Origin of the sequence: Streptomyces sp. NPDC048566 (assembly GCF_043199735.1) — a bacterium.
Taxonomy (GTDB): Bacteria; Actinomycetota; Actinomycetes; order Streptomycetales; family Streptomycetaceae; genus Streptomyces.
Window position 1 is genome coordinate 1 of sequence record NZ_JBICWL010000026.1, and the last position, 14,181, is coordinate 14,181.

Annotated in this window: 12 protein-coding genes and 1 pseudogene; 5 read left to right on the top strand and 8 right to left on the bottom strand. The window is 74.5% G+C overall.

Annotated elements, in window-relative coordinates; genetic code table 11:
- Together ACGFS9_RS27605 and ACGFS9_RS27610 are read left to right on the top strand one after the other, a co-directional pair.
- Positions 1-96, top strand: a pseudogene (locus ACGFS9_RS27605) (carbohydrate ABC transporter permease); the annotation flags it as partial.
- A 92-nt stretch (positions 97-188) separates the two neighbouring features.
- On the top strand, positions 189-356 hold the full coding sequence (locus ACGFS9_RS27610) for a hypothetical protein (protein ID WP_393256921.1): 168 nt from the start codon (positions 189-191) through the stop codon (positions 354-356).
- 26 nt (positions 357-382) lie between these two features.
- Here ACGFS9_RS27610 and ACGFS9_RS27615 read toward each other — a convergent pair whose 3' ends face one another.
- Positions 383-2,368: a hypothetical protein gene (locus ACGFS9_RS27615; protein WP_393256922.1), complete on the bottom strand. Its 1,986-nt coding sequence runs from the start codon at positions 2,366-2,368 to the stop codon at positions 383-385.
- A gap of 367 nt (positions 2,369-2,735) precedes the next feature.
- Here ACGFS9_RS27615 and ACGFS9_RS27620 point away from each other — a divergent pair, with 367 nt between their 5' ends.
- Positions 2,736-3,092, top strand: coding sequence for a YciI family protein (locus ACGFS9_RS27620; RefSeq protein ID WP_393256923.1), 357 nt, complete (start codon positions 2,736-2,738; stop codon positions 3,090-3,092).
- Entirely contained in the window at positions 3,089-4,288 is a 1,200-nt protein-coding gene (locus ACGFS9_RS27625) for an RNA polymerase sigma factor (RefSeq protein WP_393256924.1), read from the top strand. The genes ACGFS9_RS27620 and ACGFS9_RS27625 overlap by 4 nt, the downstream gene beginning before the upstream one ends.
- 273 nt (positions 4,289-4,561) lie before the next feature.
- Here ACGFS9_RS27625 and urtE read toward each other — a convergent pair whose 3' ends face one another.
- The 5 genes from urtE to urtA all read right to left on the bottom strand — a co-directional run bounded on the left by urtE (position 4,562) and on the right by urtA (position 9,352).
- Positions 4,562-5,254, bottom strand: coding sequence for an urea ABC transporter ATP-binding subunit UrtE (urtE, locus tag ACGFS9_RS27630; RefSeq protein ID WP_393256925.1), 693 nt, complete (start codon positions 5,252-5,254; stop codon positions 4,562-4,564).
- On the bottom strand, positions 5,254-6,072 hold the full coding sequence (urtD, locus tag ACGFS9_RS27635; RefSeq protein WP_393256926.1) for an urea ABC transporter ATP-binding protein UrtD: 819 nt from the start codon (positions 6,070-6,072) through the stop codon (positions 5,254-5,256). Before urtD ends, urtE begins: the two co-directional genes overlap by 1 nt.
- A complete protein-coding gene (gene urtC / locus ACGFS9_RS27640; RefSeq protein WP_393256927.1) occupies positions 6,069-7,184 on the bottom strand; it encodes an urea ABC transporter permease subunit UrtC in 1,116 nt (371 codons plus the stop codon). Before urtC ends, urtD begins: the two co-directional genes overlap by 4 nt.
- Positions 7,181-8,077, bottom strand: a complete 897-nt coding sequence (urtB, locus tag ACGFS9_RS27645) for an urea ABC transporter permease subunit UrtB (protein WP_393256928.1) — start codon at positions 8,075-8,077, stop codon at positions 7,181-7,183. The genes urtC and urtB overlap by 4 nt, the downstream gene beginning before the upstream one ends.
- 63 nt (positions 8,078-8,140) lie before the next feature.
- Complete coding sequence (gene urtA / locus ACGFS9_RS27650; protein ID WP_393256929.1) at positions 8,141-9,352, bottom strand: urea ABC transporter substrate-binding protein; 1,212 nt, start codon at positions 9,350-9,352, stop codon at positions 8,141-8,143.
- 630 nt (positions 9,353-9,982) lie between these two features.
- Between urtA and ACGFS9_RS27655 the strand changes: the two genes are divergently transcribed.
- Positions 9,983-11,305, top strand: a complete 1,323-nt coding sequence (locus ACGFS9_RS27655) for an aldehyde dehydrogenase family protein (RefSeq protein WP_393256930.1) — start codon at positions 9,983-9,985, stop codon at positions 11,303-11,305.
- An 80-nt stretch (positions 11,306-11,385) separates the two neighbouring features.
- On the opposite strand, the gene ACGFS9_RS27660 is transcribed toward ACGFS9_RS27655, so the two are convergent.
- The gene (locus tag ACGFS9_RS27660; protein ID WP_393256931.1) at positions 11,386-11,979 is read right to left on the bottom strand and encodes a hypothetical protein; all 594 of its coding nucleotides are present in this window, start codon (positions 11,977-11,979) and stop codon (positions 11,386-11,388) included.
- Positions 11,980-12,647: 668 nt separating this feature from the next.
- Entirely contained in the window at positions 12,648-14,090 is a 1,443-nt protein-coding gene (gndA, locus tag ACGFS9_RS27665) for an NADP-dependent phosphogluconate dehydrogenase (protein WP_393256932.1), read from the bottom strand.
- Between the last annotated feature and the right edge of the window lie 91 nt (positions 14,091-14,181).

The following is a 14,181-nucleotide window of genomic DNA, read 5'->3' on the forward strand; positions in this document are numbered from 1 at the left end:
TACCAGCGCGTCGCCGACACCATCCCGGTGTGGGACTACGCCCTCAACTCCCTGAAGGTGGCCGCGGCGAACGTGGTCACCAACTGCACGGGCTCACGAACCTGACATGTCTCGGTGAAACGCGGGCAACCGCATTCCACGGGACCCTTGCTCCGGGTCCGAGGTCATAGGTGGAGGTGCCTGCCGCTATGGGGACGAAGGTGCTCGAACAATTTCCCGCGGGGGCGCCCCGCGGTTCCTGGACCGCCGAGGAGTACGCCGCCCGGCGGCGCACCGAGGGCCTGCCGGCGACGGTCGTGATGGACCTGAAGTCGGACGCCTTCCTCGTGGTCGTCCCCGCCGGCGAGGAGGACTGACCCCCGCGGCGGAGGGCCGTACCGGGTCACCGGCTCGCCCCGCCGCCGACCGGAGCCAGTGACGAGCCGCTCTCCAGACGGGCCGTCAGCCGGGGCCGCGCGCCCCGCGGAGCCCGCACGGCGAGCGTACGGCCGTCCTGCCGGGCCGTGACCGCGCCGGTCACCTCGATCCGCGTGACGGCCCTGCTGCCCGCGGCCAGCAGGTACCAGTGCCCCGCGTCCGACCTCCAGTGGGCGGAGGCCACCACGTGCTGGCCGAACCGGCTGCAGGCCGCCGTGGACCGGGCCCGCGCCACGTCGCGGGCCGGGGCGGACGCGGAGGCGGCGGGCAGCCGCAGCATGATCCGTACGTCTCCCGGACCCCGCCAGGTGCCGGCCCGCGCGCAGGACCAGACGGCGCGCCCGCCGTTCTCCGGCAGGTTCTGCTCCGCGAAGTCCCAGGCGTTGACCTCCCGGACCCCGCTCCCGCGCAGCGTCTCCAGCCCGCACGCCATGTGCGCCCACGCCACCAGCGCGGGGGTGCCCGTCGCCTCCCGTGGCCGGCGGGCCGGAGGGGTCCCGTGTCCGGGCGGCGGGGTGTACGTGAGGTGCACGGGCGACGGCTCGCCCAGGTCGGTCAGCAGGAAGGCGTGCCGCTCCACGATGCGCTCGGACGACCGCAGCTGGAGCACCGGCCGGTGCTCGCAGGCCGCGCCCGCGGTGGGCGCCGCCACCGGCGCGGTGACGCCGTCGGGCGCCACGTCCACCGGGCGCGCGGGGGCGTCCGGCCGGAGCAGGTCGCGGGTCCCCGCCTCAGCGATCCAGGGAGCGAGCAGGAACCTCGTCCCCCGGGCGCCGCGCCCGACGACCAGGGCCGCGGCCGTGGTCACGTCCGCGTCGTCGGTCCGGGCGAAGGCGAGCGAGCCGCGCCCCGGCGCGTCCCGTGGTTCGCTGTAGCGCACCACGCGCTGTCCGTCGTGCAGCAGCACCACGGCCTCGCCGCCGACGTTCCCCGCGTAGAGCAGCCGCGGCGTCCGGGGCGGCGGGTCGAGCGGGGTGGCCGCCGTCCTGGTCACCCGGGCGGCGCGGGCGGGCCGGGACCAGGCGGACAGCGCCCGGCCCAGCAGGTCCCGGTCGCCGGTGCGGCCGCCGCGCGGCGGCCACGCCGTGAAGTCGACCCGGGAGGTGTCGGCCCAGGCGTCCGCCGGTGTGCGCAGGAGGTCCGCGGGGCCCGGCAGCGACGCGCCCGCGGGCCGCCCGGGCCCGTCCGGCACCCGGCCGGGTCCGGGCAGCGACACCACCAGCAGCACCGCGCTCAGCACGACGAGGGACAGCGCGCCCCACAGCAGCCGGAACCGGCGCCTGCGGCGCAGCAGGTCGGTGGGCGCGGTCCGTACCGTGCAGGCGTCGAACTCCCGTGACCTCAGCAGCGTCCGGGCCGTGTCGCCCGCGCTCTCGCCGAGCCGGGCGGCGGAGCGCAGGGCACCGTCGACATCGGCGATCCCCGCGGCGCGCAGCAGCGTCGCGATCGCGGTGTCGGTCCGCCCGTCCACGCTGCCGAGGACGAAGGCGGCGCGCCCGGCGGCCGTCGTCCCCGACAGGGCCTGACCGAGCGCGATCTCCTCGGCGCCCCCGGCGCCGGGGAACAGCCGCAGACCCCAGACGACCGGCAGGGCCGGCAGCAAAGTGCGCGGCGACGGCAGGCGGCGGGGCCAGCCGCGCGGCGACCGCCCGTAGGCGACCGAGGCGCGCACGACCGCGGCGCGCAGCCGGTCGTGCTCGGCCACGGACCGGCGGGCCGTGCCGCGCGGGGTCGGCACGTGCGGCCCCGGATACCGGTCCCGGGCGCCGGGCAGGGACCGCTGCACCACGGAGTGGGCGACCAGGATTCTGCGATGCCTGTTCATCGAGGGAGGCAGCGTGAGGTACGCGAGACGCACCAGGTCGCCGTACTCCTCGACAAGGGCGGACTCGGCCCGGTCGAGTGCGCTCCGGCCGCGGAGGACCGTACGCGGTAGCGAGGGGATGGGCATGGAACGAATGCCTTCCGACGGAGCTGACGTCGTGTCACGCCGCTCCGTCAAACGAGTGACTCATCGGATGGTCACAGGACGGCCGCCCGGGGCGGTGACCGGACGGAGCGCGCGTCGGGGCCTCGCGGGGCCCCGGCGCGCTCACCGCGAGGAGCCCGGGCACCTGCGCCGCCTCGACGCCGCCGACCGGGACCGAGCCCTGGTCCGCGGCCCGCGCGCGGGCAGGCGCGCCACGGCGACGAGCGGATGCGGCGAGGCGGTCCTCGAAGAAGAATCTCCCGCGGGCTTGGCGGTGTGTGTCGATCCGGCCGTCGCCCGTTCGTGTAGTCGGTGGGACACCGCCCGACCACAACCGAGGAGACACGTCATGACGTACTACCTGCTCAGTGTGATGCAGCCGCAGGGCGAGCCGCCCGAGCCCGAGATCCTGCGCGCGATCACCCGCGACCTGGAGGTGTTCCACACGGAGCTGCGCGAGGCCGGGGCCTGGGTGTTCGCCGGCGGCCTGCACGGACCGGACGCGGCCACCGTGCTGCGCGCCCGCGACGGCGACGTCGTCGTCACCGACGGGCCCTACACCGAGAGCAAGGAGTTCCTGGGCGGCATCTGCCTGATCACGGCGCCCGACCTGGACGCGGCGCTCGCCTGGGGGCGCAAGGCCGCGCTCGCGACCACCCTTCCCATCGAGGTGCGGCCGTTCCTGCACGAGGCCGACGACCGGTGACCCCGGACGCCGCCGGGGTGGAGGCCGTCTTCCGGGCCGAGTACGGCCGGGCGGTCTCCGTCCTCATCCGCCTCCTCGGCGACATCGACCTCGCCGAGGAGGCGGTCCAGGACGCCTTCACCACGGCGGTCGCCCGATGGCCCGAGTCGGGAACCCCGCCGAGCCCGGCCGGCTGGATCATCACCACCGCACGCAACCGCGCCGTCGACCGGCTGCGCCGCGAGGCATCCCGCCGGTCCCGGCAGGCCGAGGCGGTGCGCCTGCTGGCCCCGGACCCACCCGTGGAGGAAGGCCCCGTGCGCGACGACCGGCTCCGCCTCATCTTCACCTGCTGCCACCCGGCGCTCGCCCCGCAGGCACAGGTGGCCCTCACCCTGCGGCTCCTGGGCGGCCTCACCACGCCGCGCATCGCGCGCGCCTTCCTGGTCCCGGAGTCCACCATGGCCCAGCGCATCGTCCGCGCCAAGGCCAAGATCCGCGACGCGGGCATCCCGTACCGCGTCCCCCGGGACGCCGACCTCCCCGACCGCGTCCGCGGGGTCCTCGCCGTCATCTACCTGATCTACAACGAGGGGTACGGCGGCCGGGAGGAGCTGTGCGCCGAGGCGGTACGTCTGGGGCGCCTGCTGGCCGACCTCATGCCGGACGAGCCGGAGGCGCTCGGCCTGCTCGCGCTGATGCTGCTCGTCGAGGCCCGCCGGCCTGCACGCACCGGCGCCGACGGCGAACTCGTCCTCCTCGCCGACCAGGACCGCACCCGCTGGGACGCCGGCCTGATCGCCGAGGGACAGGACCTGGTGCGCCGCTGCCTCCGCCGGAACCGGCCGGGCCCGTACCAGATCCAGGCCGCCGTCAACGCCGTGCACGGCGACGCCCCGACTCCGGACGCCACGGACTGGGGGCAGATCGTCCGGCTCTACGACCAGCTCATGGACCTCGCGCCCACCCCCGTCGTGGCCCTCAACCGGGCGGTCGCCGTCGCCGAGACGGAGGGGCCCGCGGCAGCCCTCGCCCTCGTCGCGGACCTCGGTCTCGACGGCTACCCGCCCTTCCACGCCGTACGGGCGGACCTGCTGCGCCGGCTCGGCCGCACGGACGAGGCCGTCGCGGCGTACACCGCCGCCGTCGCGCTGACCGACAACGCGGCGGAACGCGCCCACCTCCGACGGACGCGGGACGCACTCGTCGACAACTGACCGTGCGAACCGCCCCGTTCGCGGGCGGACGCCCCGGCCGGGCCGGTGGCGGCGCGTCCGCGCGCCCGAGCGGTCGCGCGCGTCCCGCGCCCGCGGCCCGTCCCGCGACCGGGACCGCCGGCCCTCCGGGCGTCGCCCCGACCCGCGCGCCGCGCCGGCGGACGTGATCCGGCGCGCCCGGGTGCCGGGAGGGGGCGCCGCCCGCGCGGCCCGTACGCTGCGCCGGCGGGCGTGCACGGGCCGCACCCGAGCATCCCTGGGGCAGCGGGGGCGTCACACGCTGAGCGCCTCCCGCACCGCATGCTCCGCCTCCCGGCCGGCCTCCCCGGACGAGGTGACCCGGCCCGCCTCCAGTACGTGGTACCGCTGGGCCGCCCGCATCGCGAAGTCGACGTGCTGTTCGACCAGCAGCACCGACAGTCCGCCGCGGGCCGACAGGGACAGGATCGTCTCCTCGATCTCCGCGACCACCGAGGGCTGGATACCCTCGGTCGGTTCGTCGAGCAGCAGCACCCGCGGTTCCGTCACCAGCGCCCGCGCGATGGCCAGTTGCTGCCGCTGGCCGCCGGACAGCAGTCCCGCGCGGCGGCCGGTGAGCGCGCGCAGCGCCGGGAACAGGTCGAGCGCCTCGGTGACGGCCCGCTGCCCGCGCCGCCGTCCGTCGGCGACCAGCCGGAGGTTCTCGGCCGTGGTGAGATGCGGGAACACCTGCTGGCCCTGGGGCACGTAGGCCATGCCGCGTGCCACCCGTTCGTGCGGGCTGCGGCGGGTGATGTCCTCGCCGTCGAGGCGGACGGCGCCGCTCCGCGGTGTGAGCAGGCCGACGGCGGCGCGCAGCAGCGTGCTCTTGCCCGCTCCGTTGTGCCCGAGCACGACGGTCACCCCGTCCCGGGGCACCTCGACCCGGACGCCGTGCAGCACGAGGCTGCGGTCGTACCCGACCCGGACGCCGTCGATCTCCAGCATCACGCCTCCCGCACGGCGTTCGGTGCGGGCGCGGTGGCCGCCGGCGCCCCCGGTTCCGGTTCCGGTGCGGGCCGGTGCCCCAGGTAGACCTCCTGCACCTGCGGGTCGGCCTGCACCCGGGCCACCGTCCCCTCGCTCAGCACCCGGCCCGCGTGCAGCACGCTGACGCTGCGGGCGAAGGAGCGCATGAAGTCCATGTCGTGTTCGATGACGACGACCGTGCGGTCCGCGCTGATCCGCCCCAACAGCTCGCCGGTGGACTGCCGTTCGTCGTGGCTCATGCCCGCGACCGGCTCGTCGAGCAGCAGCAGCCGTACGTCCTGCACCAGCAGCATGCCGATCTCCAGCCACTGCTTCTGCCCGTGCGCGAGCGTGCCCGCCGCCCTGTCGGCGTGACCGGTGAGGCCGACCGTCTCCAGCGCGCGGGCGACGGACTCCGGCACCTGCCTGCGCCGCCGCAGCATGGTCAGGGCGCCGCGCCCCGCGCCAGCGGCGATGTCCAGGTTCTGGAGGACGGTCAGTTCCTCGAAGACGGTGGCCGTCTGGAAGGTGCGGCCGATGCCCGAGCGGGCGATCCGGTGCACGCTCCGCCCGAGGACCTCGGCGCCCCCGAAGCGCACCGAGCCCGTGGCCCGCACCAGACCGGTGACCGCGTCGACCAGCGTCGTCTTGCCCGCGCCGTTCGGGCCGATGAGGAAGCGCAGGTCGCCCGGCAGGACGTCCAGGTCCACCCCGTCGACCGCGGTGAACCCGTCGAAGGCCACCCGCAGGTCCCTGATCCGCAGCCCCGCGGGCCCGTCGTCCCGGTCAGCCGTCATACCGTCTCTCCGGCGAGTGCGCGGCCCGCCCGGCGCCGCCTGGCGACGGCGGCCAGCGAGGCGAGTCCGCCCGGCAGGAACGCCAGGGCGACGATGAACAGCAGGCCCTGGAAATAGGTCCAGGCGGCGGGGAACTCCTCCGACAGGGCCGTCTTCGCCCAGGCGACGCCGATCGCGCCGAGCACCGCGCCCGCCAGGCTGGCCCGGCCGCCGACCGCCGCTCCGATGACCAGCTCGATCGACGGCACGATCCCGACCAGTGCCGGGGAGATGATGCCGACGGCGGGCACGAACAGCGCACCCGCGAGCCCGGCCATACCCGCCGCGACCACGTACGCCACCAGTTTGACGTTCGCCGGGTCGTAGCCGAGGAAGCGGACCCGCTCCTCCGAGTCCCGCACGGCGACGAGGAGTTCGCCGTAGCGGCTGTGCATCAGCTGGCGGGCCGCCGCGACGAGCAGCAGCAGCACCGAGGCGATGACGAAGTACACCATCCGCTGATTGGCCGGGTCGTCCAGGGCGTAGCCGAAGAAGCCCCGGATGTCGGTCAGCCCGTTGGTGCCGCCGGTGGTGGCCTGCTGGCCGACCAGCCAGATGGCGAACGCCGCCGCGAGCGCCTGGCTGAGGATCGCGAAGTAGGCGCCCTTCACCCGCCGCCGGAAGACGAACGAGCCGAGGACGGCCGCGACCGCCATCGGCAGCAGCACCGTCGCCGCGAGGGCGAACACCGGGTCGGCGAACGGCCGCCACCACCAGGGGAGGCGGGTGGCGGTGCCGTACAGCTGCATGAAGTCGGGCAGGTTCCCGGGGCCGGCGTCCGCGATCTTCAGGTGCATGGCCATGGCGTAGCCGCCCAGTCCGAAGAACACGCCCTGGCCGAGCGTCAGCAGGCCGCCGCGCCCCCAGGCCAGCGCGATCCCGACCGCGACCATCGCCGTGCACAGGTACTTGGCGAGCAGGCCGAGCCGGAAGTCGGACAGGAGCAGTGGTGCGACGGCGAACAGAGCCAGTGCCGCGGCGGCGAATCCGGCCGCGGGCCTCGCCGCGCCGAGACGGCCCCGGACGGCCGTCGCCCGGCGCGACTTCGGGGGGAGGGGAGCGGTGGCGGTCATACGAGACTCCTCGTGCGCAGGGTGTACAGGCCCTGGGGCCGCCACTGGAGGAAGGCGACGATGGCCACGAGCACCAGCACCTTCGCCACACTGACGGTCGTCGAGTATTCGAGGACCGACTGGAGCACGCCGAGCGCGAACGCGACGATCACGCTGCCCCGGAGCCGGCCGATGCCGCCGACCACGATCACCAGGAACGCGTCGATGATGACGTTGGTGCCCATCGTCGGCCCGATCGGGCCGACCAGGGTGAGCGCGACCCCGGCGACCCCCGCGAGCCCCGAGCCGATGAAGAACGCGGTGCGGTCCACCCGGGCGGTGGAGATGCCCGACACCTCCGCCAGGTCCCGGTTCTGCACCACCGCCCGAATCCGCCGCCCGAGCGGGGTCAGCCGGAGGGTCAGGGACAGGGCCACCACCGCGGCCACCGCGAGCGCGAGGATGAACAGCCGGCTGTTGGCGAAGGTGAGCGGATCGTCGCCGCCGGCCACGGTGACGTTCCCGGTGAGCACGTCGGGGGCGCGGGTCTGGACGTTGGGCGCGCCGAACAGGTCCCGGGCGAGCTGCTGGAGCATCAGGGAGACGCCCCAGGTGACGAGCAGGGTGTCGAGGGGCCGCAGGTAGAGGCGACGGATCAGCAGCCGTTCCAGCAGCGCGCCCAGCGCTCCCGAGACGAGGAAGGCGACCGGCAGGGCGACGACGAGCGACACGCCGGCGCTGGAGATGGACTTCTGCAGGACGTAGGTCGTGTAGGCGCCGGCCATGATGAACTCGCCGTGGGCCATGTTGATGACGTTCATCTGGCCGAAGGTGAGCGAGAGGCCGAGCGCGATGAGCAGCAGGACGGCACCGATGCTGACGCCGGTGAACACCTGCCCGAGGATCACGGTCACGGGGCGGCTCCGGGGAGTCGGGACGCGGGGGCCTTCGCGCGAAGGCCCCCGCGGCACGGGCGGTCAGGACAGGCCGGTCGCCCAGTCGTAGCCCTTGAGGTAGGGGTCCGGCTTGATCGGCTTCCCGGAGTCCCAGATCTGCTCGATGAGCCCGTCGGAGCCGATCCTGCCGATGCGCGCCGTCTTGTAGAGGTGCTGGGTGGCGCCGTCGACGGTCACCTCGCCCTCGGGGGCGTCGAAGGTGATGCCGTCGGAGGCGGCCTTGACCTTCGCGGGATCGAAGGACTTCGCCTTCTCGACCATCGCCTTCCACAGGTACACCGAGGTGTAGGCGGCCTCCATCGGGTCGCTGGTCGGCTTGTCCCGGCCGTAGCGGGCCTTGTACGCCTTCACGAAGCGGGTGTTCGCCGCTCCCGCTGTGGTCTGGTAGTAGTTCCAGGCCGTCAGCTGGCCCGCGAGGTACTGGGCGCCGATCGACTTGACCTCCTCCTCGGCGATCGACACCGAGACCACCGGCATGCTCCCGGCCGTCAGGCCGGCGGACTTGTACTCCTTGAAGAAGGCCACGTTGGAGTCGCCGTTGAGCGTGTTGAAGACGGCGTCCGCCTTCGACGCCTTCACCTTGTTGGCGATGGTGCCGAACTCGGTCGAACCGAGCGGCGCGTAGTCCTCGCCGAGCACCTTCATACCGTTGGCCTTCGCGTACGCCGTGATCTCCTTGTTGGCGGTCCGCGGGAAGACGTAGTCGCTGCCCACCAGGTAGATGCGCTTGCGGCCCTGGGACTTGAGGTAGTCGAGGGCGGGGACGATCTGCTGGTTGGTGGTGGCGCCGGTGTAGAAGATGTACGGCGACTGTTCGAGGCCCTCGTACTGCACGGGGTAGAAGAGCAGCGACCTGTTCTTCTCGAACACCGGCTTGACCGCCTTGCGGCTCGCCGACGTCCAGCAGCCGAAGGTGGCCGCGACCCGGTCCTGGCGGATCAGCTTGCCCGCCTTCTCGGCGAACGTCGGCCAGTCCGAGGCGCCGTCCTCGCTGATCGGCCTGATCTTCTTCCCGAGCACGCCGCCCGAGGCGTTGATCTCGTCGATGGCCAGTTTCAGCGAGTCGCGGACGGTCACCTCGCTGATCGCCATCGTGCCCGACAGCGAGTTGAGCAGACCGACCTTGACGGTGTCACCGCCGACGTCGGCCCGCGCGGCCTTGTCGGACGTGCCGTCCGCGTCGGTCTTGGCGCCGCACCCACAGAGCGCGACGACGGCCGCGAAGGCGGCCACGCCGGCTGCCGCCCGGCGCCGTGGAACACGAGTACCGCTGGACAATGGAACCCCCTCGGGCTGTGGAGGAGACGACCTCCCGCACTGCGGTCCACAGCCTCAAGTCACGCTGTTTCCATGGCGTTTCACCGCACTTTCCCGGTCGTATCTTCCCGCTCCCGGGGAGGCGGAGGGCGGGTGAGCGGGACCAGGGGGAACGCCAGGGGCGGAATGCGGCACGCCGGATGCGCGGCGGGCGTCGCGCGTGACGAACGCTCCCCTCCGTCAGGGGCGGGTGCGGGAGCGGACCGTCCACCGGCGGACCCGCGTGCGCACAGGCGGCGCGTCCACCCCCGCCACACACTCGCATCCGCGCGCCGCCGGCGCCGCGGGAGACCGCCGCGGCCCGGCCCTCCCGGGACGTCGGGCCGCCGCCCTCCGGCGCCGGAGCGTTCGGCGGACACACGCGGCGCGGCGGGGCGCCGGCGCCACTCTCCGAAGCGGAGCGTCGCGGAAAGTAGTGGGGCCGACCCGGAATGCGCCCGCCCGAGAGAAGGTTGGCATATACATCCAGCTGTGGTCGGCGTGTGCCGCCGGCCGCGGAGAGCCGCGCGCCCCCCCCGGGGGGCCGCGCCCGACGAGCGAGGCACCGTGAACCACCCGACCACCGAAGCGCCCGCCGACACCGTCTCCCGGCTGCGCGCCACCTTCCGGTCCGGCCGCACCGCGCCCGTGCAGTGGCGCACCGGGCAGCTCCGGCGGCTGCGCGAGCTGCTGACCACGCACGGCGAGGAGCTGGCCGCAGCCCTCCACACGGATCTCGGCAAGAGCTCCGCGGAGGCGTTCCGCACCGAGATCGACTTCACCGTGCGGGAGATCGACCACACCCTGGAACACCTCGACGGGTGGCTGCGCCCCGAGCCGGCTCCCGTCCCCGCGCACCTCGGCACGGACGCCACCGCCTGGACGCGGTACGACCCGCTGGGCGTCGTCCTCGTCATCGCCCCCTGGAACTACCCGGTCCAGCTCCTGCTCACCCCGCTGCTCGGCGCGCTGGCCGCGGGCAACGCGGTGGTGGCCAAGCCCAGCGAACTGGCACCCGCGACCTCGGCGGCCCTCGCCCGGCTCGTCCCGCGCTACCTGGACACCGACGCGGTCGCCGTCGTCGAGGGCGGCGTCCCCGAGACGACGGCCCTGCTGGCCGAGCGGTTCGACCACATCTTCTACACCGGCAACGGCACGGTTGGGCGGATCGTGATGCGCGCCGCCGCCGAGCACCTCACCCCGGTCGCCCTCGAACTGGGCGGCAAGTCGCCCGCGTTCGTCGACCGCGGCACCGACCCGGCCCAGGTCGCCGAGCGGCTCGTACGCGGCAAGTTCCTCAACGCCGGACAGACCTGCGTCGCGCCCGACTACGTCCTCACCGACCCCGAGACCGCCCGCGCGCTGGAGCCGAGGCTCGCCGAGGCCGTCGAGGCGCTCTTCGGCACCGAGCCCAAGGAGTCCGCGGCGTTCGGCAGGATCGTGAACGAGCGGCACTTCGACCGGCTCGCGGCACTGCTCGGTTCCGGACGCACCGTCACGGGCGGCGACAGCGACCGCTCCGCCCGGTACATCGCCCCGACCGTCCTGGCCGACGTCGATCCGCGGTCGCCCGTCATGGGGGAGGAGATCTTCGGCCCGATCCTGCCGATCGTCACCGTGGCCGGCCTCGACGAGGCCATCGCCTTCGTCAACGACCGCGACAAGCCGCTCGCGCTCTACGTGTTCACCGAGTCGGACACGACACGGGAGCGGATCGCCGCCGAGACCTCGTCCGGCGGGCTCGGCTTCGGCCTGCCGCTCGCCCATCTGACCGTCTCCGACCTGCCCTTCGGCGGAGTCGGCGAGAGCGGTATGGGCAGCTACCACGGCCGGTACTCCATCGACACGTTCAGCCACCGCAAGGCCGTGCTGGACAAGCCGCTGGCCTGACCCTCACGCGCTCCGGAGCGCCGGGCGCGGGACCGCCCGGAGACCGCGTCGCGGGCGGACCGGCCGGGCCGGGGCCGCCGTCACGGCGTCTTGCGCCCCCACTGCGGTCCCAGGCGCTCCCATTCGCGCGCCCACCGGTCGTAGCGGCGCTGGTCGAGCCGCCACCGGGCGAGTCCGCCGACCGCGAGGGCCAGTCCGCCGAGCGCCACGGCCGCCCCGGCACCGAGCAGACCCGCCTCGGTGGCCGCCGCGCCGGCGCTCGGCGGCGCCCCCGTGAGCCGGCCCGCGTCGTCCATCCAGACCACGACGTGCGCACCCGCCTTGTGCCCGGACTCCACTAGGGCGCGGCCGGTCCGCGGCGTGCCGTCCGCGGCGGTCCACCGCACCGTCGCGCGCACCTGTTCGTAGCTCGATCCCTCGCCGGAGGGGACCGCCGCGCCCGTGCCGTCGACCAGCACGGCCGGCACCGGGTGCCTCTCGTCGCGCAGCCGGTCGAAGGAGTCGCCCGCGGCACGCGCCGTGACCAGTCCGGCCGCGGCGCCGCCCAGCACGATCACCGTCCAGACGACCAGCACGATCCACGCTTCGACGACGTCGTCACGGCGGCGCAGCGGATTCCTCCGCCAGCGCCAGCACCACTGCCTCGCACCCCGTGGTCCCTGTGCTCCGCGCATGGCACCGCACCTCCTCGCTACACCACCCACAGTGCAAGCCGATCCCGGCGGGCGCGAGCGGGGGCGCCCGCCGACGCCGAGGCCCTCGCGCCCCGGACGGGCGGCGAGTCCCGCATCGTGCCCGGTCAGAGCGGCGTCACGGCTCGGCCGGGGTTCCCTCACCGGACGCCGACGCGGACCGCGAACCGCCCGTGCCGAGTCCGAACGTTCCCCACGCCGTCCAGGCCGGCCGCGCCGTCCGTGACCTCCTCGCCCCGTCCGGGCTGTCCGCGCCGCCGGTGACCTCCACGCCGTCCGAGCTGTCCGGGTCTGCCCGGGCCGTCCGTGCCGCAGGGCGCACGCCTGCCCACGTGCCCAGGCGTCGCCGGAACCCTCCGAGGCTGCTCACCGGCCGCCGAGCGCGCGGCCGGGCCGCGACGCCGGGACGCGGGCGCGCGCCCCCGGCCCTCCCTCGCGCAGCGGCGCATCCGGACCCGGCGCGCATCCGGACCCGGCGCGCATCCGGACCCGGCGCGCATCCGGACCGGGCGCGGGACGCCCGCCGTCGCGCCCGCCCCGATGCGGCCCCGCCCGCCGGCGGCGGAGCCGGCCCGCACCGGCGAGGACGCCCGGACACCGCGGTGCCCGGGCCGGTCCGCTCCCGCCGGCGACCGGCGCGGCTCCGACGGCTACAGCACCTCGGTCTCCTCGCGCGCCGCCTCGCCCCAGAGGGTGTGGAAGCTGCCCTCGCGGTCGGTGCGCCGGTAGGTGTGGGCGCCGAAGAAGTCCCGCTGGCCCTGGGTGAGCGCGGCGGGCAGCCGGTCCGCGCGCAGCGTGTCGTAGTACGACAGCGCGGCGGAGAAGGCGGGCACCGGGACACCCCGGCGGGTGGCGGTGGAGACCACCTCGCGCCACGGCACCTGCGCGTCCTTGATCTCGCGCGCGAAGCCGGCGTCCGACAGCAGGCTGACCAGACCGGGATCGACGGCGTAGGCGGCCCGGATGCGGTCGAGGAACGCCGCGCGCACGATGCAGCCGCCACGCCAGATCTTCGCGACCTCGCCGAGGTCGATGTCCCAGCCGTACTCGGCGGCGGCGTCCAGGATCATCTTCCAGCCCTGGTCGTAGGCGATCAGCTTCGAGGCGTACAGGGCGTGTTCGACCTGGCTGGTGAACCGCTCGGCCTCGGTGGCGGACAGGTCCCAGTGGGTTCCGCCGGGCAGGTCGCGGTAGGCGGCCCGCAGCGCCGCCTGACCGGAGGCGGCGCGCGCGAACGTCGCCTGAGCGATCGCCGTGACCGGGGAACCCAGGTCCAGGGCGGTCTGCACCGTCCAGCGCCCGGTGCCCTTCTGCCCGGCGGAGTCGACCACGACGTCGACGAACGGTTCGCCGGTGGCCCCGTCCTTGTGGGCGAGGACCTCGGAAGTGATCTCGATGAGGTACGAGTCCAGGCGGCCCCGGTTCCAGCGCCGGAAGATCTCCGCGATCTGCGCGGGCTGGTAGCCGCCCACCCGGCGCAGCAGATCGTAGGCCTCGCCGATGAGCTGCATGTCGGCGTACTCGATGCCGTTGTGCACCATCTTCACGAAGTGGCCCGCGCCGTCCGTGCCGATGTGGGTGGCGCAGGGCTCGCCGTCCACCTTGGCGCTGATCGACTCGAACATCGGGCCCAGCGAGGCGTACGACTCCGGGGACCCGCCCGGCATGATGCTCGGACCGTGCAGCGCGCCCTCCTCGCCGCCCGACACGCCCACGCCGACGAAGTGGATGCCGCGCTCGCGCAGCGACTGCTCACGGCGCCGGGTGTCGGCGAAGTGCGCGTTGCCGCCGTCGATGATCATGTCGCCGTCCTCCAGGAGCGGCGCGAACTCCTCGATGACGGCGTCGGTGGCCGAACCGGCCTGCACCATGATCATCAGCCGGCGGGGGCGCTCCAGCGCCGCGACGAGGTCTGCCGCCGACTCGGCCGGCACGAAGGAGCCCTCGTGCCCGAACTCCTCCATCAGCGCCTTGGTCCGGGCCGGGGTGCGGTTGTGGACCGCGACGGTGTAGCCGTTCCGGGCGAAGTTGCGGGCCAGGTTGCGGCCCATCACCGCGAGCCCTGTGACGCCGATCTGCGCGGTCGCCTTCATGGTGTGCTCCTAGGGTCCGGATCTGCGTCCCCGCGTACCTGACGGGCGAGCAGACGACTGTCGCTGTGCCGATCAGTACGCACGGCGGGGG

Coding starts and splice junctions, on each gene's coding strand:
- ACGFS9_RS27615 (WP_393256922.1), bottom strand. CDS start 2,368: ATGCCCATCCCCTCGCTACCGCGTACGGTCCTCCGCGGCCGGAGCGCA.
- ACGFS9_RS27660 (WP_393256931.1), bottom strand. CDS start 11,979: ATGCGCGGAGCACAGGGACCACGGGGTGCGAGGCAGTGGTGCTGGCGC.
- gndA (WP_393256932.1), bottom strand. CDS start 14,090: ATGAAGGCGACCGCGCAGATCGGCGTCACAGGGCTCGCGGTGATGGGC.
- urtD (WP_393256926.1), bottom strand. CDS start 6,072: ATGACGGCTGACCGGGACGACGGGCCCGCGGGGCTGCGGATCAGGGAC.
- ACGFS9_RS27620 (WP_393256923.1), top strand. CDS start 2,736: ATGACGTACTACCTGCTCAGTGTGATGCAGCCGCAGGGCGAGCCGCCC.
- urtE (WP_393256925.1), bottom strand. CDS start 5,254: ATGCTGGAGATCGACGGCGTCCGGGTCGGGTACGACCGCAGCCTCGTG.
- urtC (WP_393256927.1), bottom strand. CDS start 7,184: ATGACCGCCACCGCTCCCCTCCCCCCGAAGTCGCGCCGGGCGACGGCC.
- ACGFS9_RS27610 (WP_393256921.1), top strand. CDS start 189: ATGGGGACGAAGGTGCTCGAACAATTTCCCGCGGGGGCGCCCCGCGGT.